This is a genomic window from Pseudomonas sp. MWU12-2319 (genome assembly GCF_023242525.1).
GTDB classification, from domain to species: Bacteria; Pseudomonadota; Gammaproteobacteria; order Pseudomonadales; family Pseudomonadaceae; genus Aquipseudomonas; species Aquipseudomonas gingeri_D.
Window position 1 is genome coordinate 180,702 of sequence record NZ_JALJES010000015.1, and the last position, 19,464, is coordinate 200,165.

Annotated in this window: 21 protein-coding genes; 12 read left to right on the forward strand and 9 right to left on the reverse strand. The window is 60.7% G+C overall.

The features are described 5' to 3' along the window. Positions 1 to 89 precede the first annotated feature (89 nt). The 7 genes from rpe (at position 90) to M5C01_RS23640 (ending at position 6,371) form a co-directional block, all read left to right on the forward strand. A complete protein-coding gene (gene rpe, locus M5C01_RS23610) occupies positions 90 to 764 on the forward strand; it encodes a ribulose-phosphate 3-epimerase (protein ID WP_152741037.1) in 675 nt (224 codons plus the stop codon). Beyond that, positions 761 to 1,579 carry a phosphoglycolate phosphatase gene (locus M5C01_RS23615; RefSeq protein ID WP_152741036.1) on the forward strand — a complete coding sequence of 273 codons (819 nt, stop codon included), beginning with the start codon at positions 761 to 763 and terminating at the stop codon, positions 1,577 to 1,579. Before rpe ends, M5C01_RS23615 begins: the two co-directional genes overlap by 4 nt. Before the next feature lie 73 nt (positions 1,580 to 1,652). After that, positions 1,653 to 3,140, forward strand: a complete 1,488-nt coding sequence (trpE, locus tag M5C01_RS23620; protein WP_152741035.1) for an anthranilate synthase component I — start codon at positions 1,653 to 1,655, stop codon at positions 3,138 to 3,140. Positions 3,141 to 3,153: 13 nt separating this feature from the next. Continuing rightward, positions 3,154 to 3,747, forward strand: coding sequence for an aminodeoxychorismate/anthranilate synthase component II (locus M5C01_RS23625; RefSeq protein ID WP_103495730.1), 594 nt, complete (start codon positions 3,154 to 3,156; stop codon positions 3,745 to 3,747). Positions 3,748 to 3,756: 9 nt separating this feature from the next. After that, positions 3,757 to 4,806, forward strand: coding sequence for an anthranilate phosphoribosyltransferase (trpD, locus tag M5C01_RS23630; protein ID WP_103495731.1), 1,050 nt, complete (start codon positions 3,757 to 3,759; stop codon positions 4,804 to 4,806). Beyond that, positions 4,803 to 5,642, forward strand: coding sequence for an indole-3-glycerol phosphate synthase TrpC (gene trpC / locus M5C01_RS23635; protein WP_103495732.1), 840 nt, complete (start codon positions 4,803 to 4,805; stop codon positions 5,640 to 5,642). The genes trpD and trpC overlap by 4 nt, the downstream gene beginning before the upstream one ends. 27 nt (positions 5,643 to 5,669) lie before the next feature. Next, positions 5,670 to 6,371, forward strand: coding sequence for a lipoate--protein ligase family protein (locus M5C01_RS23640; RefSeq protein ID WP_152741034.1), 702 nt, complete (start codon positions 5,670 to 5,672; stop codon positions 6,369 to 6,371). Here the strand turns inward: M5C01_RS23640 and crp are convergent. Continuing rightward, entirely contained in the window at positions 6,368 to 7,018 is a 651-nt protein-coding gene (gene crp / locus M5C01_RS23645) for a cAMP-activated global transcriptional regulator CRP (protein ID WP_103495734.1), read from the reverse strand. The two genes, M5C01_RS23640 and crp, sit on opposite strands and share 4 nt — an antisense overlap. A 221-nt stretch (positions 7,019 to 7,239) precedes the next feature. Between crp and M5C01_RS23650 the strand changes: the two genes are divergently transcribed. Beyond that, positions 7,240 to 7,662: an OsmC family protein gene (locus M5C01_RS23650; RefSeq protein WP_103495735.1), complete on the forward strand. Its 423-nt coding sequence runs from the start codon at positions 7,240 to 7,242 to the stop codon at positions 7,660 to 7,662. A 241-nt stretch (positions 7,663 to 7,903) separates the two neighbouring features. Then, entirely contained in the window at positions 7,904 to 8,698 is a 795-nt protein-coding gene (speD, locus tag M5C01_RS23655; protein ID WP_103495736.1) for an adenosylmethionine decarboxylase, read from the forward strand. 76 nt (positions 8,699 to 8,774) lie between these two features. Here the strand turns inward: speD and coq7 are convergent, their stop codons facing one another. The 6 genes from coq7 to hemJ all read right to left on the reverse strand — a co-directional run bounded on the left by coq7 (position 8,775) and on the right by hemJ (position 13,334). Further along, on the reverse strand, positions 8,775 to 9,422 hold the full coding sequence (gene coq7, locus M5C01_RS23660) for a 2-polyprenyl-3-methyl-6-methoxy-1,4-benzoquinone monooxygenase (RefSeq protein WP_103495737.1): 648 nt from the start codon (positions 9,420 to 9,422) through the stop codon (positions 8,775 to 8,777). Between the two features lie 217 nt (positions 9,423 to 9,639). Further along, positions 9,640 to 9,978, reverse strand: coding sequence for a histidine triad nucleotide-binding protein (locus M5C01_RS23665; RefSeq protein WP_007947975.1), 339 nt, complete (start codon positions 9,976 to 9,978; stop codon positions 9,640 to 9,642). A gap of 63 nt (positions 9,979 to 10,041) precedes the next feature. Beyond that, the gene (locus tag M5C01_RS23670) at positions 10,042 to 10,830 is read right to left on the reverse strand and encodes an SDR family oxidoreductase (protein WP_103495738.1); all 789 of its coding nucleotides are present in this window, start codon (positions 10,828 to 10,830) and stop codon (positions 10,042 to 10,044) included. 60 nt (positions 10,831 to 10,890) lie between these two features. Then, entirely contained in the window at positions 10,891 to 11,841 is a 951-nt protein-coding gene (locus tag M5C01_RS23675; RefSeq protein WP_152741031.1) for a DUF805 domain-containing protein, read from the reverse strand. A gap of 57 nt (positions 11,842 to 11,898) precedes the next feature. Further along, positions 11,899 to 12,870, reverse strand: coding sequence for a nitronate monooxygenase family protein (locus M5C01_RS23680; protein WP_103495740.1), 972 nt, complete (start codon positions 12,868 to 12,870; stop codon positions 11,899 to 11,901). A 35-nt stretch (positions 12,871 to 12,905) separates the two neighbouring features. Next, positions 12,906 to 13,334: a protoporphyrinogen oxidase HemJ gene (gene hemJ / locus M5C01_RS23685; RefSeq protein WP_103495741.1), complete on the reverse strand. Its 429-nt coding sequence runs from the start codon at positions 13,332 to 13,334 to the stop codon at positions 12,906 to 12,908. Between the two features lie 134 nt (positions 13,335 to 13,468). Between hemJ and argC the strand changes: the two genes are divergently transcribed. Then, positions 13,469 to 14,503 (forward strand): N-acetyl-gamma-glutamyl-phosphate reductase, encoded by a 1,035-nt coding sequence (gene argC, locus M5C01_RS23690; RefSeq protein WP_103495742.1) that lies wholly within the window; start codon positions 13,469 to 13,471, stop codon positions 14,501 to 14,503. A 169-nt stretch (positions 14,504 to 14,672) separates the two neighbouring features. After that, complete coding sequence (gene erpA, locus M5C01_RS23695; RefSeq protein ID WP_007906865.1) at positions 14,673 to 15,023, forward strand: iron-sulfur cluster insertion protein ErpA; 351 nt, start codon at positions 14,673 to 14,675, stop codon at positions 15,021 to 15,023. A gap of 55 nt (positions 15,024 to 15,078) precedes the next feature. Here erpA and M5C01_RS23700 read toward each other — a convergent pair whose 3' ends face one another. Both M5C01_RS23700 and M5C01_RS23705 read right to left on the reverse strand, forming a co-directional pair. Next, positions 15,079 to 16,167, reverse strand: a complete 1,089-nt coding sequence (locus tag M5C01_RS23700; RefSeq protein WP_152741030.1) for an anhydro-N-acetylmuramic acid kinase — start codon at positions 16,165 to 16,167, stop codon at positions 15,079 to 15,081. A gap of 6 nt (positions 16,168 to 16,173) precedes the next feature. Further along, positions 16,174 to 17,592, reverse strand: coding sequence for a peptidoglycan DD-metalloendopeptidase family protein (locus M5C01_RS23705; RefSeq protein ID WP_152741029.1), 1,419 nt, complete (start codon positions 17,590 to 17,592; stop codon positions 16,174 to 16,176). A 209-nt stretch (positions 17,593 to 17,801) separates the two neighbouring features. On the opposite strand from M5C01_RS23705, the gene tyrS reads away from it, so the two are divergent. Next, positions 17,802 to 19,001 (forward strand): tyrosine--tRNA ligase, encoded by a 1,200-nt coding sequence (gene tyrS / locus M5C01_RS23710; RefSeq protein WP_103495745.1) that lies wholly within the window; start codon positions 17,802 to 17,804, stop codon positions 18,999 to 19,001. Positions 19,002 to 19,464: the final 463 nt, after the last annotated feature.

The following is a 19,464-nucleotide window of genomic DNA, read 5'->3' on the forward strand; positions in this document are numbered from 1 at the left end:
CATGGCCAATCGTCGCGGTCACGGTGGGCGGGGCAAAGCGGGCGGTATACAATGCCCGCCATCGTGATTCTGCTCAAAAAAGGTGCGTCATGCAGCCCTTCGTCATTGCTCCGTCGATTCTCTCCGCCGATTTCGCCCGCCTGGGTGAAGAAGTGGACAACGTGCTCGCTGCCGGAGCCGACTTCGTGCACTTCGATGTCATGGACAACCACTATGTGCCCAACCTGACCATCGGCCCGATGGTCTGCGCGGCACTGCGCAAGTACGGCATCACCGCGCCCATCGATGCACACCTGATGGTCAGCCCGGTGGACCGCATCGTCGGCGACTTCGTCGAAGCCGGTGCGACCTACATCACTTTCCACCCGGAAGCCACGCTGCACGTCGACCGTTCCCTGCAACTGATCCGCGAAGGTGGTTGCAAGGCCGGCCTGGTGTTCAACCCGGCCACGCCCCTGGACGTGCTCAAGTATGTGATGGACAAGGTCGACATGGTCCTGCTGATGAGCGTCAACCCGGGTTTTGGCGGGCAGAAGTTCATTCCCGGCACCCTCGACAAGCTGCGTGAAGCGCGCGCCCTGATCGATGCCTCGGGCCGCGATATCCGCCTGGAAATCGACGGCGGCGTGAACGTCAACAATATCCGCGAAATCGCCGCGGCCGGCGCCGACACCTTTGTCGCCGGCTCGGCGATCTTCAACGCCCCGGACTACCGTGAAGTCATCGAGAAAATGCGCGCCGAACTGGCGCTGGCTCGATCATGACCGTGTTCGAGCAGCTTTTTCCGGGCCGTTTGCCCAAGCTGGTGATGTTCGATCTGGATGGGACGCTGGTGGATTCGGTGCCCGACCTGGCCCTGGCGGTGGATAAAATGCTGCTCGCCCTCGGGCGTCCGGTGGCCGGGCTGCACGCGGTGCGCGAGTGGGTTGGCAACGGCGTGCTGGTTCTGGTACGTCGGGCGCTGGCCGGTCATATCGATCACTCGGGCGTCGACGACGGCGAAGCCGAGCAGGCGTTGGCGATCTTCATGGAGGCCTATTCCGGTGGTCATGAGCTGACCCAGGTCTATCCCGGCGTGCACGAAACCCTGAGCTGGATGCACAAGCAGGGCATGGAAATGGCCCTGATCACCAACAAGCCGGAGCAGTTCGTCGCGCCCTTGCTGGATGAAATGAAACTGGGACGGTTTTTCCGCCTGATCATCGGCGGCGACACCTTGCCGCAGCGCAAGCCCGACCCGGCGGCGCTGTTCCATGTGATGAAAATGACTGGTATCCCGGCCTCGCAGTGCCTGTTTATCGGTGACTCGCGCAGTGATGTGCAGGCCGCCAAGGCCGCCGGCGTCACCTGCGTGGCCCTCAGCTATGGCTACAACCATGGCCGGCCGATCGCCGAAGAAGAGCCCGCGCTGGTCATCGACGATCTGCGGGCGCTGATTCCCGGTTGCCTGGAAGCTGGCGCTGAGCTAATGTCGGTGGACTCTGTTCAATCCCCTCCTGGAAACGCCATCGTGGTGGTTACTCGCAAACTCTGGATGAAAGTCATCAAGGCCCTGGCCCGCTGGCGTTGGCGCGCCTGACTTGATCCTGGCCGCGACTCATGCGGCGCGTTTGCATACCTGACTGTTCGACCCTCAAGCCACGAGGCATATGATGACCCGCGAAGAATTCCTGCGTTTGGCCGCTGCCGGCTACAACCGCATCCCGCTTGCCTGCGAAACCCTGGCCGACTTCGATACCCCGTTGTCGATCTACCTGAAACTGGCCGACCAGCCCAACTCCTACCTGCTGGAGTCGGTGCAGGGCGGCGAGAAATGGGGCCGTTATTCGATCATCGGCCTGCCGTGCGGCACCGTGCTGCGGGTGCACGACCACCAGGTCAGCGTGACTCACGACGGCGTCGAGATCGAGCGTTGCGAGGCCGAGGATCCGCTGGATTTCGTCGAGACCTTCAAGGCACGCTACAACGTGCCGACCATCGCCGGGTTGCCGCGTTTCAACGGCGGGCTGGTGGGCTACTTCGGTTATGACTGTGTGCGTTATGTGGAAAAGCGTCTGGGTAAATGCCCGAACCCGGATCCGCTGGGCGTACCCGATATCCTGTTGATGGTTTCCGACGCCGTGGTGGTCTTCGACAACCTGGCGGGCAAGATGCACGCCATCGTCCTGGCCGATCCGTCCCAGGACAACGCCTACGAACAAGGCCAGGCGCGTCTGCAGGAATTGCTGGAACAACTGCGCCAGCCGATCATTCCGCGTCGCGGCCTGGAACTCGACCGGCCACCGGCCGCCGACCCGGTGTTCCGTTCGAGTTTCACCCAGGGTGACTACGAGCGGGCAGTCGACACCATCAAGGAATACATCCTTGCCGGTGACTGCATGCAGGTCGTGCCGTCGCAGCGCATGTCCATCGATTTCAAGGCCGCGCCCATCGACCTGTACCGGGCGTTGCGCTGCTTCAACCCGACGCCGTACATGTACTTCTTCAACTTCGGTGACTTCCATGTGGTCGGCAGTTCGCCGGAGGTGCTGGTGCGGGTCGAAGACAACCTGATCACCGTCCGTCCCATCGCCGGTACCCGTCCACGGGGTGCTACCGAGGAAGCCGACCTGGCCCTGGAAGACGACCTGCTGTCCGACGCCAAGGAAATCGCCGAGCACCTGATGCTGATCGACCTGGGCCGCAACGACACCGGTCGGGTGTCCGAGATCGGTTCGGTGAAGCTGACCGAGAAGATGGTGATCGAGCGTTACTCGAATGTGATGCACATCGTGTCCAACGTCACCGGGCAACTGAAGAGCGGCCTGACGTCCATGGACGCCCTGCGCGCGATCCTGCCGGCGGGCACGCTGTCCGGTGCGCCGAAGATTCGCGCGATGGAAATCATCGATGAACTGGAGCCGGTCAAGCGCGGTGTGTATGGCGGCGCGGTCGGTTACTACGCCTGGAACGGCAATATGGACACCGCCATTGCCATTCGGACCGCGGTGATCAAGGACGGCGAGCTGCATGTGCAGGCCGGTGGCGGCATCGTCGCCGACTCGGTGCCGGCGCTGGAGTGGGAAGAAACGCTGAACAAGCGTCGCGCGATGTTCCGTGCTGTCGCCCTCGCTGAACAAACCCCCGCGTCCGACGCCTGAGGAGCTTTTTGTCATGTTGCTGATGATCGATAACTACGACTCGTTTACCTACAACGTCGTGCAATACCTCGGTGAGCTGGGCGCGGACGTCAAGGTCGTGCGTAATGACGAGTTGACCGTGGCCGAAATCGAAGCCCTCAAGCCGGAACGCATTGTCGTCTCTCCAGGCCCGTGCACGCCGACCGAGGCGGGCATTTCCCTGGAGGCCATCAAGTATTTCGCCGGAAAGCTGCCGATCCTCGGGGTCTGCCTCGGTCACCAATCCATCGGCCAGGCCTTTGGCGGCGATGTGGTGCGGGCCCGCCAGGTGATGCACGGCAAGACCAGCCCGCTGTTCCATGAAGGCAAGGGCGTGTTCGCCGGTTTGAACCTGCCGCTGACCGTTACCCGCTATCACTCCTTGATCGTCAAGCGCGAAACCTTGCCGGACTGCCTGGAGCTGACCGCCTGGACCCAACTGGAAGACGGCTCGGTCGACGAGATCATGGGCCTGCGGCACAAGACACTGAACATTGAAGGGGTGCAATTCCACCCCGAGTCGATTCTCTCCGAGCAGGGCCACGAGCTGTTCGCCAACTTTCTCAAACAGACCGGCGGCACGCGCTAAGGAGTTTTCATGGATATCAAGACAGCGCTGGGCCGTATCGTCGGCCATCTGGACCTGAGCACCGAAGAAATGCGCGACGTCATGCGTGAAATCATGACCGGGCAATGCACCGAGGCGCAGATCGGCGCCTTTATGATGGCCATGCGCATGAAGAGCGAAAGCATCGACGAAATCGTCGGTGCGGTCTCGGTGATGCGCGAGTTGGCCGACAAGGTCGAACTCAAGACCCTCGACGGCGTGGTCGATGTGGTCGGCACCGGCGGTGACGGCGCGAATATTTTCAACGTGTCCACCGCGTCCGCCTTTGTGGTGGCCGCTGCCGGTTGCACTGTGGCCAAGCACGGCAACCGCGCGGTCTCGGGTAAAAGCGGCAGTGCCGACCTGCTCGAAGCCGCCGGTATCTACCTCAACTTGACCCCGGTCCAGGTGGCGCGTTGCATCGACAATGTCGGCATCGGCTTCATGTTCGCCCAGACCCATCACAGCGCCATGAAGTACGCCGCCGGTCCGCGCCGCGATCTCGGCCTGCGCACCTTGTTCAACATGCTCGGCCCGCTTACGAATCCGGCCGGCGTGAAACATCAGGTGGTCGGTGTCTTCACCCAGGCCTTGTGCCGGCCATTGGCCGAAGTGCTGCACCGCCTGGGTAGCAAGCATGTATTGGTGGTGCATTCCCAGGATGGCCTGGACGAATTCAGCCTTGCCGCGCCGACCTTTGTGGCGGAGCTGAAAGATGGTGCAATAACTGAATACTGGGTTCAGCCGGAAGACTTGGGTATAAAAAGCCAGAGTCTATTTGGCTTGGTGGTCGAGAGTCCGGCGGCATCCCTGGAACTGATCCGCGATGCCCTGGGTCGTCGCAAGACCGAGAACGGCCAGAAGGCCGCCGAAATGATCGTGCTCAATGCCGGCGCCGCGCTGTATGCCGCCGACCATGCCAGCAGCCTCAAAGAAGGCGTAGCCTTGGCTCACGATGCACTGCACACCGGCCTTGCCCGGGAAAAACTCGAAGAGCTGGGCGCGTTCACCGCCGTATTCAAGCAGGAGAATGAAGGATGAGTGTGCCAACCGTTCTGGAGAAGATCCTCGCCCGCAAGGCCGAGGAAGTGGCTGAGCGCCGCGCCCGTGTGAGCCTGGCCGAGCTTGAGACGCTGGCACGGGCCGCCGATGCACCGCGTGGTTTCGCCCAGGCGCTGATCGGGCGTGCGAAGCAGAAGCAGCCGGCGGTGATTGCCGAAATCAAGAAGGCTTCGCCGAGCAAGGGTGTGATCCGCGAGAACTTCATTCCGGCCGATATCGCCCGCAGCTACGAAAAGGGCGGGGCGACCTGCCTGTCGGTGTTGACCGACGTCGACTATTTCCAGGGTTCCGACCTTTACCTGCAACAGGCGCGCGCGGCGTGCAAGTTGCCGGTGATCCGCAAAGATTTCATGGTCGACCCGTATCAGATCGTCGAAGCCCGTGCCCTCGGCGCCGATTGCATCCTGCTGATCGTCGCGGCGCTGGACGACGGGCTGATGGCCGAACTGGCCGCGGTAGCCAAGGGCGTCGGTCTCGATGTGCTGGTGGAATCCCATGACGCCGCCGAACTGGAGCGGGCCTTGAAGGTCCTCGACACGCCGCTGATCGGGATCAACAACCGCAACCTGCACACCTTTGAGGTCAGCCTGGAAACCACCCTCGACCTGTTGCCGATCATCCCTCGGGATCGTTTGGTGATTACCGAGAGCGGTATTCTCAACCGGGCGGATGTCGAGCTGATGGAAATCAGCGAGGTCTATTCGTTCCTGGTAGGCGAGGCCTTCATGCGCGCGGACAGCCCGGGCGATGAACTGCAGCGGCTGTTTTTCCCCGAGCGTGGCGCACCGGCCATCAGCGGTTCGACCCTCGACTGACCGGGACTTGCTATCAGGATGACCTCGATGCCCCTGGCTGTTGCCCTCACCGTTGAAGCCGGCCTGCGCGCCGAGCAGGATTTGCTGGCCTCGGTCTGTGCCGGTGAGCAGGATTGGGGGTTGTTGTTCTGGCAACCCAGCGACCGTGCCCTGGTGATGCCACGGCGCTTGAATCGTTTGCCGGGGTTCGACGCGGCGTGCGATGACCTGGCGGCCACCGGCTGGCCGGTATTGCTGCGTGAAACCGGCGGCGAGCCGGTGCCGCAGTCCGGCGCCACGGTCAATATTGCCCTGGTGTATGCTCCGCCCCGTCACGAAGGTGACCAGAATCGTATCGAAACCGGTTATCGGCGCCTGTGCCAGCCGATCTGCGATGCCCTTGATGAGCTGGGGGGCGTGTCATCCCTGGGCGAAATCGACGGTGCGTTTTGCGACGGCCGCTTCAACGTCAACCTCAATGGCCGCAAGATGGTCGGCACCGCCCAGCGCTGGCGCCAGAGCCAGGGTGGCACTCGGCCGGTGGGGTTGGTGCATGGGGCGATGCTGATGGATAACGAGCGCGATTCGATGGTGGCGGCGGTCAATCGCTTCAACCAGGCCTGTCAGCTGGATGCCCGGGTCAGGGCGCAAAGCCATGTCGCCTTGCATGAGGTGTATGCCGCGCCGCTATTCCTTGAGCGGCTCAGCGAGCTGTACCAACAGATGTTGCAGGATATCTTCCAGCCTTAACGGGTGCCGAATACCACCATGGTCTTGCCTTTGACGTGCACCAGGTTCTGCTCTTCCAGATCCTTGAGTACCCGTCCGACCATTTCCCGCGAGCAACCAACAATCCGGCCGATTTCCTGACGGGTGATCTTGATCTGCATACCATCGGGGTGGGTCATGGCATCGGGTTGCTTGCACAGTTCGAGCAGGCAACGGGCAACTCGGCCAGTGACGTCGAAGAACGCCAGGTCACCGACCTTGCGCGTGGTATTGCGCAGGCGTTGGGCAATCTGGCCGCTGAGGGCGTAGAGAATATCCGGGTCCTGCTGGGCCAGTTCGCGGAATTTGCAGTAGCTGATCTCCGCCACTTCGCATTCGACCTTGGCCCGCACCCAGGCGCTGCGCTCCTGTTCATGGCCGGCCTGCTCGAACAAACCCAGTTCACCGAAAAAATCGCCGGCATTGAGGTAGGCGATGATCATTTCCCGTCCGTCGTCATCTTCGATCAGGATCGTGACCGAGCCCTTGATGATGAACGACAGGGTTTGCGAACGATCACCGGCACAAATGATATTGCTCTTGGCCTGGTAGCGGCGGCGCTGACAATGCATCAGCAGTTTGTCGAGGTTCTTGATCTTGGGGGAGGAAGCGGAAGCCAGAGCAACCATGGTGGTATCCCGAAAAGACTGCGCGGTGTGGTTTGTTTTTTTAGGCATAGCTGCAACGCTGGCAGAACGCCAGCGATTTGGCGCCAGCATAACAGAGGCATTGTGTGGAAAATGGGGAATTTAGGTGGCTGACTAACCGGTCGTCGCCCGTTGCCGGCTTCCTGTCGGAGCGGGGGGCTGTGCTAAGCTGGCTCCCTTTTTTCAGCAGTGGAGTCTAGGTGATGAAGGCACGCATCCAATGGGCTGGCGAAGCCATGTTCCTCGGAGAGTCCGGTAGCGGGCATGTGGTGGTCATGGACGGTCCGCCGGAAAGCGGTGGTCGCAACCTGGGCGTTCGTCCCATGGAAATGCTGCTATTGGGCCTGGGCGGTTGCAGCAACTTCGATGTGGTCAGCATCTTGAAGAAAGCCCGTCAGCCGGTTGAAAGCTGCGAAGCCTTTCTCGAAGCCGAGCGCGCGACTGAAGATCCCAAGGTATTCACCAAGATCCACCTGCATTTCGTGGTCAAGGGCCGTGGCCTGAAGGAAGCCCAGGTCAAGCGGGCGATCGAGCTGTCGGCGGAGAAATACTGCTCGGCTTCGATCATGCTCGGTGCTGCTGGCGTTGCCATCACTCACGACTACGAGATCATCGAACTCGGCTGAGTCGACATTCAACTATCATAAAGTCCATGCAGACTCTGGCGAGCACTCGTTCAGGTCTGCATAGCGCGCCACTTTTTTCAGGGCGCCCGGCCAGCAGCACGCCTGCGGCCGCGGATCCGAACAGCAACCAGAGTCGCCATCGCGAAGAGGTGTTAACCGTCCTACGCAGCTGTGTCGTTCACAACTGACGGGCATGCTTGATCACGCGGCGGTGCCGCATCGACATAGAGAGTTTCCAACGGTGAAAAGCAAACTCAAGCTCCACGGGTTCAACAACCTGACCAAGACCTTGAGCTTCAACATCTATGACATCTGCTATGCGGAAACCCCGCAGGACCAGCAGGCCTACGTCGAGTACATCAACCAGGAATACGACGCGGAACGCCTGACGCAGATCCTCACGGAAGTGGTGGATATCATTGGTGCCAATATCCTGAACATCGCGCGTCAGGACTACGACCCTCAAGGTGCCAGTGTCACTATCCTGATCTCCGAGCAGCCGGTGACGCCAACCGACAGCCAGATCGAAGAATCCCCGGGCCCGTTGCCCGAGACCATCCTGGCTCACCTCGACAAGAGCCATATCACGGTGCATACCTACCCGGAAATCCATCCGGTCGACGGTATCGCGACATTCCGTGTGGACATTGATGTGTCGACCTGCGGCGTCATCTCACCGCTCAAAGCCCTCAACTACCTGATTCACCAGTTCGACTCGGATATCGTCACCGTCGATTATCGCGTGCGCGGTTTCACCCGTGATGTCGAAGGCCGGAAACACTTCATCGACCACGAGATCAACTCGATCCAGAACTATCTCTCGGAAGACAGCCGCAAGAGCTATCAGATGACGGATGTGAACGTGTACCAGGAAAACCTGTTCCACACCAAGATGCTGCTCAAGGACTTTGAACTGGACAACTACCTGTTCGGTGACGCCACCAGCAACCTCTCGGCGGAACAGCGCAGCCAGGTGACTGAACGGGTGAAACACGAAATGCTGGAAATCTTCTACGCGCGAAATATGCCGACGTAGGTTTTTCGGCCAAATAAAGAAGGGCGCCCCTGTGGCGCCCTTCTTTTTGTCGGCTCCGTGGCGGAGTCGCTGTGGGTCAGATGCGGTAGGTGCTCTTGGTCATGACCTTGGCCAGCAGGCTCATGCCGAACTTCACCGGGGCCGGGAAGCGGAAACCGCCAGCGTTCAGTGCGGATTCGGCGTGATGTTCTTCGTCGATGCGCATCTGCTCGAGGATCGCCCGGGACTTTTCGTCCTCGGCCGGCAACTGTTCCAGGTGTTCGTTCAGGTGCTTGCACACCTGGTCTTCGGTGGCGGCGACAAAACCCAGGCTGACTTTGTCGCTGATCAGCCCGGCGGCGGCGCCGATGCCGAAGGACAAGCCATAGAACAGCGGGTTGAGCACACTGGGATGACTGCCCAGCTGGCGGATGCGTTGTTCGCACCAGGCCAGGTGATCGACTTCTTCTTCAGCGGCCTTTTCCATGGCGGCGCGGACGTGGGGCAGCTTGGCGGTCAGGGCCTGGCCTTGATAAAGCGCCTGGGCACAGACTTCCCCGGTATGGTTGATGCGCATCAGGCCGGCGACGTGACGGCTGTCGTCCTCGCTCAGCGACGCGTCGGGCTGCACGATGGCCGGCGACGGACGGTAAGGCTGGCCGCTGAACGGCAGCAGGGTGCGCATGGCGGTATCGGCTTGCAGCAGAAGACGGTCAATCGGCGAGTAGTGACGTTGGGTAGTCATGCTGACCTCCGGGAAAAATCTCGGCCTGCAGTTTACCGCAATCGAGAGCGGAAGGTTTGAGTTGGGTCAGTGGGCGGGGAATGTTACAGCCATACACAATCTTGCAGACACCGCTAACCCTGTAGGAGCAGGGCTTGCCCGCGAAGCTTTTGCGCCCTCAAGGCCCCCTTCGCTGGCAAGCCAGGCTCCTACAGAACGGTGTGTTCCTTGGGGGGTATCAGCCCGGCGGCCAATGCATCTGGCGCTGACCCAGCACATGCATATGGATGTGATAGACGGTCTGCCCACCTTCTTCATTGCAGTTCATCACCACACGAAAGCCTTTCTCACAGCCCAGTTCCAGGGCCAGGCGCTGGGCGGTGAACAGGATATGCCCGGCGAGGGCCTTGTCCTCTTCGGTCAGGTCATTGAGCGTGCGTACCGGCTTTTTCGGAATGACCAGGAAATGCACCGGCGCCTGTGGGGCGATATCGTGGAAGGCCAGGACCTGGTCATCCTCGTAAATGATCTTCGCGGGTATTTCTCTGTTGATGATCTTGGTGAACAGAGTATCCACAGCTGTTTCTCCATTGAGTGGGTCGGGCCAGAGTCTGTACGGACAGGGCCGTGAGTTCAAGTTTCAGCGCGGACAATAGGCCTTGGTCACGACACCGGCGAGCTTGCGCATCGCCCAGCGCGGCATCAGGCGCGGAGCTCGGGCCAGCCAGCGGTTACGCCAGCCGGGAATGATCACTGCGCGGTTCTTGTCCAGCGCGCGCACGGCGTACAACGCCACTTCTTCGGGGCTCATCATCAGCTTGCTGTTCGAAAGCTTTTCGACGGCCAACTGTGCTGTGCGAAAGAACGCGGTCCGGGTCAGGCCCGGGCAGAGTACCGACACCTTGATGCCGGTTTTCTTCAGCTCTTCGCGCAGACCTTCGGAGAAGTGCAGTACGTAGGCCTTGCTCGCGTAATAGCTGCTCATCCAGGGCGCGGGATGAAACGCCGCGACGGAGGCGACGTTGAGGATCTGCCCGCCACCCTGTATTGCCATGAGATTACCCAGGGTATGACAAAGTCGGGTCAGGGCGAGGATGTTGACCTCGATCAGATCCTGCTCCGTCCCCCAATCCTGGGCCAGAAACGGGCCGCAGGTGCCAAGGCCGGCGCAGTTGACCAGCAGGTCGATCTGCCGCTCACCTTCTTCCAGTTCCAGCAGAAAACCGGAAAGGCGCAGCGGCTCGCTCAGGTCGCAGGCACGAAACAGCACCTCGACGCCGAAGCGTTGGGTCAGTTCGAGGGCAATGGTTTCCAGCTGATCACGCTGGCGGGCCACCAGAATCAGGCTGCGGCCGCGGCGCGCGAGGGCTTCGGCCAGTGCCAGGCCGATGCCGCTGGAGGCGCCGGTGATCAGGGCGTAACGGGTCATGCAGTTCTCCATCACAACGGCGGCGAGCCTTGGGACAGAGGGTCGCAGGCTCAGAAACCGTTATTCTTTTTCATCTTTGTCATAGTCTACAGCGGGCGGAGCGGATTCGGCGGTTGCATCATCGGTCTCGTCGGTGCCGGTGGCGTCGCTGCTTTCGGAATAGCTGGCCGATTCCTTGTTGTAGTCTTTCTCAAGGTTGGCCAGGCCACCGGTTACGGCAACCACGCCAAGGATGATCCCGCAAATGAACGGGAACACGGCCAGGACTTTGACTGCGGTACTGTTAGGCGGTGGTGGTGCGCCGTATTGGTTGGCGCCGCTATTGCCGGGGCAGAGCATCAACACGAAAGGGAATACGCTGCCCACGAAGGGGACCAGGGTTAGTAGCCAGAGCCAGCCGGACCAGCCGATATCGTGCAGGCGCTGTACGGCGATCTGGATGGAAACGACCACTAAGGCAATGATGGCCGCGCCACCCAAGACAACGCCGATGGTGATCGCCGTATTCGGCGAGGCTGTCGCGGTACCCATGACGAACGCGAAGATGGCGCCGGCGATCGGGAGGGCTGCGAACATCAGGACGGCACTCCAGGCCAGGTAGCGCAGCCGACCGATACGCCCGTTTGTGGTGAAGGCCTTGAGTTGGCCGAAGGCCGGGAGGTTGTCGCCGACCCGGGCTTGTGGCGGGGCGTAGGGGGATTGGTAAGTCGTGGTGTCCGGTGGCGGTGTGCTGGCCGGCAGGTCATCGATATCCGCCAGGCTCAGTTCAACGGTAGGCGGTTCGGCCTCCAGGCGCGCCTCGATACCGGTTTTGCGCAAGGCTTGCAGGTAGGACTCGGCCTCAGCGGCCGAAAGGTCGCGCTTAAGGGCGACCGGCTGGCCGCTGAACAAACGTTCCACCGAGGCGACGTCGGTCTTGAACAGCGCGGCCAGGTTGAACTGGGCGGTGGTTTTGTCCACGCCGGCCTGCAAGGCGCCGTCGAACACGATTTTGAAGCGGTTGTCGCTCATGAAGGGCGTCCTTGTCACAAGTCATTGGCGTTGCAGGGCAAGCCTGCAACACAGATATTACGGGCGTGGCCAGTGCCGGGGCAACTCTGCTGCCAGCGCCTGGGCCTTGCGGTACTCGGCCTCGAGCCGGGCGACCAACTGGTCGACACTGGGCAAATCATCGATACCCCCCACCCCCTGGCCGGCCGACCAGACGGTTTTCCAGGCCTTGGCCTCGTCGCTGATGGGCTTGAGCTTGGAGCCGAAGTTGACTTCGCCCTTGCCTTGCAGCGCGGCGAGGTCGAAGCCGGCGTTTTCCAGGCTCTGGCGCATAAAGCTCGCGGGCACCCCGGATACCGCCGCAGTGTGCACGATATCGACTGCCTGGGATGTGAGCAGCATCTCTTTATACGCGTCGGATGCATGACTTTCCGTAGTGCCGATAAATCGCGTGCCGAAGTAGGCCAGATCCGCGCCAAGCAACTGCGCGGCGAGAATCTCGTGACCATGGTTCAAGCAACCGGCCAGCAGCAGGGTTTTGTCGAAGAACTGGCGGATTTCGGCGATCAGGGCAAACGGACTCCAGGTGCCGGCATGGCCACCGGCACCGGCCGCCACGGCAATCAGTCCGTCGACACCGGCCTCGGCGGCTTTTTCGGCATGGCGGCGGGTAGTCACATCGTGGAACACCAGGCCACCGTAGCTGTGTACGGCGTCCACCAGTTCCTTGACCGCGCCCAGGCTGGTGATGACGATCGGCACCTTGTGTTCGATGCAGATCTGCAGATCCGCCTGTAGCCGTGGGTTGCTGTTGTGCACGATCAGGTTGACGGCGTATGGCGCCGGATTATCCAGGGTCGCCAGGCCCGCTTCGATTTCCTCCAGCCAGGCCTTGAAGCCGCTGCTTTCGCGCTGGTTCAGGGCCGGGAAACTGCCCACCACCCCATTGCGGCAGCAGGCGAGCACCAGTTGCGGGTTGGAAATCAGGAACATCGGCGCGGCCACCACGGGCAAGCGCAGGCGTTGTTCGAGCAGGGCGGGCAGCGACATGGAGAGTGCTCCGATCAGGGATGGGTGACGTGTAGCTAGAACGGTCGGACAACGACCAGAATGACAATAGCCAGCAATAGCAGAACCGGCACTTCATTGAACCAGCGATAAAAGACATGACTGCGGGTGTTTTCGCCACGGGCAAAACGTTTCACCTGGGCGCCGCACATATGGTGGTAGCCGATCAGCACCACCACCAGGGTCAGTTTGGCGTGGATCCAGCCGCCCTGGCTGAAGAGGCTCGGGTTGAGAGCGATCAGCCAGCCGCCGAAGATCAGCGTGGCGATCATCGCCGGGCCCATGATCCCGCGATACAGTTTACGCTCCATGACGCTGAAGCGTTCCTTGCTGACGCTGTCCTCGCTCTGGGCGTGGTAGACGAACAGGCGTGGTAGATAGAACAGGCCGGCAAACCAGCAGACGACACTGACGATATGAAAGGCTTTGACCCACAGATAGAGCATTTTTAGTTATTCCCAGGTTCACGGTAGGTCGAATAGTAGAGGCTTGAGCGTCCGCACGTCACCTTGACGGTTGTCGCAGGCGCGCGCGGCCCCTATTATCGTGGGCTTTCCAGTGGTTTCGTTGAGGGTAGGTCATGGTCAAGGTCGGTATCGTCGGCGGCACGGGTTACACCGGTGTCGAATTGCTGCGTCTGTTGGCACAGCATCCGCAGGCAGAAGTGGCAGTCATCACTTCGCGATCCGAGGCGGGCCTCGCCGTGGCCGATATGTACCCGAACCTGCGTGGCCACTACGACGGCCTGGCGTTCAGCGTTCCGGACATCAATGCCCTTGCTGCCTGCGACGTGGTGTTCTTCGCCACGCCCCATGGTGTGGCCCATGCCCTGGCCGGTGAGCTGTTGTCCGCCGGCACCAAGGTGATCGACCTGTCCGCCGACTTCCGTCTGCAGGACGCCGAAGAGTGGGCCAAGTGGTACGGCCAACCCCACGGTGCCCCGGCGTTGCTGGAAGAGGCGGTCTACGGTCTGCCGGAAGTGAACCGCGAGAAGATCAAGCAAGCCCGTCTGATTGCCGTGCCGGGTTGCTATCCGACCGCGACCCAGTTGGGTTTCCTGCCGCTGCTTGAGGCGGGACTGGCGGATACCACGCGGTTGATCGCCGACTGCAAGTCGGGCGTCAGCGGTGCCGGTCGCGGTGCCAGTGTCGGTTCGCTGTACTCGGAAACCTCCGAAAGCATGAAGGCCTATGCGGTCAAGGGGCACCGTCACCTGCCGGAAATTCGCCAGGGACTGCGCCGCGCTGCCGGCCATGATGTGGGCCTGACCTTCGTGCCGCACCTCACGCCGATGATCCGGGGTATCCACTCCACGCTATACGCGACCGTGGTCGACCGCTCGGTGGATCTGCAGGCGCTGTTCGAGGAGCGTTATGCCAACGAGCCGTTCGTCGACGTGATGCCAGCTGGTAGTCATCCGGAAACCCGTAGCGTGCGTGGCGCCAACGTCTGCCGGATTGCCGTGCACCGTCCGCAGGATGGTGACCTGGTGGTGGTGTTGTCGGTGATCGACAACCTGGTCAAGGGCGCTTCGGGCCAGGCGGTGCAGAACCTGAACATCCTGTTCGGTCTGGACGAGCGTCTGGGCCTGTCCCATGCCGGCATGCTGCCGTAAGGCGTCGCTCGCGTTCGCCAGGAAGGCCCGTTTAACGGGCCTTCTTGCATTCTGTGAGGTCGCCCGGGTTGATTGATATACCATAACAATAGTTGACCGCTTTTCTAGGAGAAGCGGATAATGCCCGTCATCACGCATTATGGCGGCGTAACGCCGGGAGATAGTCAGCATGAGCGTCGAATCCTTCACCCCCACGGCTTTGCAATTCACCCACGGTGCCGCGCACAAGGTGAAGAGCCTGGTCGATGAAGAGGGCAATGATCGCTTGAAGCTGCGCGTATTCGTTACGGGCGGCGGTTGTTCAGGGTTTCAGTACGGTTTCACCTTCGATGAAGAAGTGGCCGATGACGACACCATCGTCGAGCGCGAAGGCGTCAGCCTGGTGGTCGATCCGATGAGCTTCCAGTACCTGGCAGGCGCAGAGGTGGATTACCAGGAAGGCCTGGAAGGCTCGCGGTTTGTGATCAAGAACCCGAATGCCACCACCACCTGTGGTTGCGGGTCGTCGTTCTCGATCTGATCATTGCTTGTGCTTTACCCTAAACGCCGCGAATTTCGCGGCGTTTTGCTGTGTGTCAGGCCGGGTAGATCGCGCCCAGTACCCGCAGGCCGCGGGCACCGGTGACGCTGGGGCGATTGGCGGCGATGCCGTCAAGGCAGCACCGGGCCAGCCAGGCGAAGGCCATGGCTTCGACCCAGTCGGGGTCCACGCCGTGGGTGGCGGTGCTGGCAACCCGAGTGGCCGGCAGCAATTGGCTGAGTCGAGCCATAAGTGCCGCGTTATGGGCGCCGCCGCCACACACCAGCAATTCTTCCGTGTTCTCCTGGGCGCCAGTCAGTGACTCAACGATGGTCCGTGCGCTGAGTTCGAGCAAGGTGGCCTGGATGTCTTCGGCCGCGAGGGGCGGCAGGTGACTCAGGTGCTGCTTCAGCCAGGGCAGGTTGAATACTTCGCGACCGGTGCTTTTCGGACCCTTGGTCTGGAAGAACGGATCGCTGAGCAGTGCCAGCAGCAGCGCGGGCTCCACCTGGCCGCTGGCCGCCCATTGGCCGTTACGGTCATAGGATTCGTTGCGTTGATCCTGAATCCAGGTGTCGAGCAGCACATTGCCAGGGCCGCAGTCGAAACCGGAGACCGCCTTGTCGGGCTCGATCAGGCTCAGATTGCTGAAACCGCCGATATTCAGCACCGCGCGATGGCCTGTGCGCTCTTCGAAAAGTGCTTCATGGAAGGCGGGAACCAGTGGCGCGCCCTGACCGCCGGCGGCCACATCGCGGCGGCGGAAGTCGCCGACGACGGTAATACCGGTCAGCTCCGCCAATAAGGCCGGGTTGCCGATCTGCACGGTAAAGCCGCGTGCCGGTTCGTGGCGGATAGTCTGGCCGTGACTGCCGATGGCGCGAATGGCGCCCGGCGCGAGCCCTTGTTGCTCCAGCAGGGTATTGATGCCCTGGGCGGCGAGGGTCACCCAGTTCTGCTCGGCGATGGCGCAGCGGGCAATTTCGTCGGGGCCGCTGGCGCACAGGCCAAGCAACTCGACGCGCAAGGCCTCGGGCATGGGAATGTAGTGGCTGGCCAGCAGCCGGATGGAACCGTCGAGCGCTACCAGGGCAATGTCCAGCCCATCGAGACTGGTTCCGGACATCACACCTATGTAGAGCATTGTGGTTTACCGTTTGGCCGAGGCGACTTTGCTGGGTTTTTCCTGGTTCATGCGCGCCATCAACGGCTGGCTCTGTTGCAGGAAGCGGGCGCGTTCGGACTTGGCGATCGGATCGGCCATGGGCAGTTTCTGGCCCAGCGGGTCGACGTGCACGCCATTGACCTGGAACTCGTAATGCAGATGCGGGCCGGTCGACAGGCCGGTGGTGCCGATATAGCCGATCACCTGGCCCTGCTTGACGTTGCTGCCGGTCTGGATACCCTTGGCAAAACCTTGCATATGACCGTACAGGGTCCGGTAGGTATTGCCGTGCTGGATGATCACGGTGTTGCCGTAGCCGCCGCGACGACCAGCCAATATCACCTTGCCGTCGCCGGCGGCCTTGATCGGCGTACCGCGCGGGGCTGCGTAATCGACACCTTTGTGGGCGCGGATCTTGTTCAGGATCGGGTGCTTGCGGCCCATGGAAAAGCGCGAGCTGATGCGGGCGAAGTCCACGGGGGTGCGGATAAAGGCCTTGCGCATGCTGTTGCCGTCAGCGGTGTAGTAGTTGCTGACACCTTGCTTGTTGGTGTAGCGCACGGCGGTGAAGGTCTTGCCGCGGTTGGTGAAGCGTGCGGACAGGATGTTGCCGGTGCCGACGGTCTTGCCGTTGAGCACTTTCTGTTCATAGATCACTTCGAATTCGTCGCCGGGGCGGATGTCCTGGGCGAAGTCGATGTCGTAGCCGAATACATGGGCCATTTCGCGGGTCAGGCTGTGGGGCATGCCGGCACGTTGGGCAGAGAGCGACAGCGAGCTGTTGATCACGCCGTGCACGTAGGCTGAACGAACCACCGGCTGGGTGATCACGCGCTTGAAGGTGAAGCCTTTCGCGCCCTTGGTCAGGGTGATGGTCTCAAGGTCGCTGACCTGGCTGTGCAGGTTGGTCAACTGGCCGTCGGGAGTCAGTTCGAACTGCAGGACCTGGCCATGCTTGAGCTGGGAAAACAGCTTGGCTTGTTTATCGCTGGCCAAGACCTCATGTACTGAAGCAGCAGGCAGCCCGACCTTTTCGAACAGCGTGGAAAGCGTGTCGCCGCGGGCTACGGTGACCTCCCTATGGCCGGGGAGCTTTTTTTCCTCGGGGGCCGGGGCCGGGGCGGTCTTGGCGGTTTCCTGGGTGTCTTCGGCGCTGTTGTCGATCTGGGCGAAAGGCGATGGATTGCCTTCATTTGTGGCTTGATCGAGTTCGACGGCGTCTTTGTCTTGTGTCAGTTGATCGGCTGGGGTTTCCAGCTCCAGGTTCAGCGTTGTCTTCTTGGCTTCTACGTCACTGGAAGGAAATACCAGTAGCGCCAGGCTGAGAAGGGCGGCGATCCCACTTGCGGCCAGCAGGTGGGTCTTCGGATAAAGCGGGGGCGCTTTAGTCGGCTCTGTGGTCATAGGTAATTTGACTTTGAAGAAGATGAATTGGAAAAGATGAATGACATGATGAAGATGAAATAACTGTATAAAATATAACCAAATCATCCCTGAAGCAAGTCTGTCATGTGCGGGCGGGCGTTTCGTGCCCGTATGCCGGGCAAAACTTGTATTTGGGCGGCGATCTTGTATGGTTGGTCCCCTTTGAATCTGAGCCTTGCAGGTTGGTTATGAAGTCGGTTGAAGAGCAGCTCGCGCTGATCAAGCGTGGTGCGGAAGAGGTGTTGGTCGAGTCCGAATTGGTCGAGAAGCTCAAGCGTGGCCAGCCGCTGCGTATCAAGGCCGGCTTCGACCCGACGGCACCGGATCTGCACCTGGGGCACACAGTCCTTATTAACAAGCTGCGCCAGTTCCAGGATCTGGGGCATCAGGTGATCTTTCTGATCGGCGACTTCACCGGCTTGATCGGTGATCCGAGCGGCAAGAGCGCCACGCGTCCACCGTTGACCCGTGAACAGGTTCTCGAGAATGCCGAGACCTACAAGGCTCAGGTATTCAAGATCCTTGATCCGGCCAAGACCGAGGTGGCGTTCAACTCCACCTGGATGGATCAGATGGGGCCGGCGGACTTCATTCGCCTGACGTCGCAGTACACCGTGGCGCGCATGCTCGAGCGCGACGACTTCGACAAGCGCTATACCAACAACCAGCCAATCGCCATCCATGAGTTCCTCTACCCGCTGGTACAGGGCTATGACTCCGTTGCGCTGCGCGCGGATGTCGAGTTGGGCGGTACCGACCAGAAGTTCAACCTGCTGATGGGGCGTGAGCTGCAACGCGCCTACGGTCAGGAGGCCCAGTGCATTCTCACCATGCCATTGCTCGAAGGGCTGGATGGCGTGAAGAAGATGTCCAAGTCTTTGGGGAACTATGTCGGGATCCAGGAAGCACCGGGTGTCATGTACGGCAAGCTGGTATCGATCCCGGATGCGCTGATGTGGCGTTACTTCGAGTTGTTGAGCTTCCGCTCGATGGATGAGATCAATCAGCTGCGCAAGGATGTCGAGGCGGGTGCCAACCCGCGTGATGTCAAGATCAAGCTGGCTGAAGAGATCGTCGCGCGTTTCCATGGTGAGGAGGCTGCGGCCAATGCTCATCGTGCGGCAGGTAATCGCATGAAGGAAGGCGAGTTGCCGGATGATCTGCCTGAAGTTGAAATCAGTGCGACTGAAGACATGCCGATTGCTGCCGTCCTCAATAAGGCCGGTCTGGTGAAGAACTCGGCGGTCGCTCGTGATCTGCTGGGTTCCGGTGGCGTGCGTATAGATGGTGAGGTTGTCGATCGCGCCTTTATATACAAGCTCGGTGCTACCCATGTTTGCCAGGCCGGTAAGAAAGCGTTTGCGCGGATTACCCTCAAGGCCGAGTAATGCTGCTTTATAGATAGAAACCAAGACTATGGGGGCCGCAGGCTCCCATAGTCGTTTTTGCGGTGCTTTTGACCTTTGTGACAGAAAAGTGAAAATAAGCGTTGACGGGAAATTCCACGGCTCTATAATTCGCCCCACTTCCGGCGCAGTCGAAACGGAAAAGCCTTTGAGATTCAATGAGTTACAAAGGTTTTGAGAGTTTTGACAGGCGGGGCGCTTCAGTTCATCGAAGCGTGGAAGTAGCTGAAAAAGGCAGTGTGTTTTCGCCTCTTTAGCGGTTCGATCCTCTCGGTCGAAAGCGGTGTAAAAGAGGTGTTGACAGCAGCGTGTAACGCTGTAGAATTCGCCTCCCGCTAACGAGAGATCGAAAGCGCAAGTGGTTGAAGTTGAAGAGGAAATTCTGAAAACTTCTGAAAATAATCACTTGACAGCAAATGAGGCTGCTGTAGAATGCGCGCCTCGG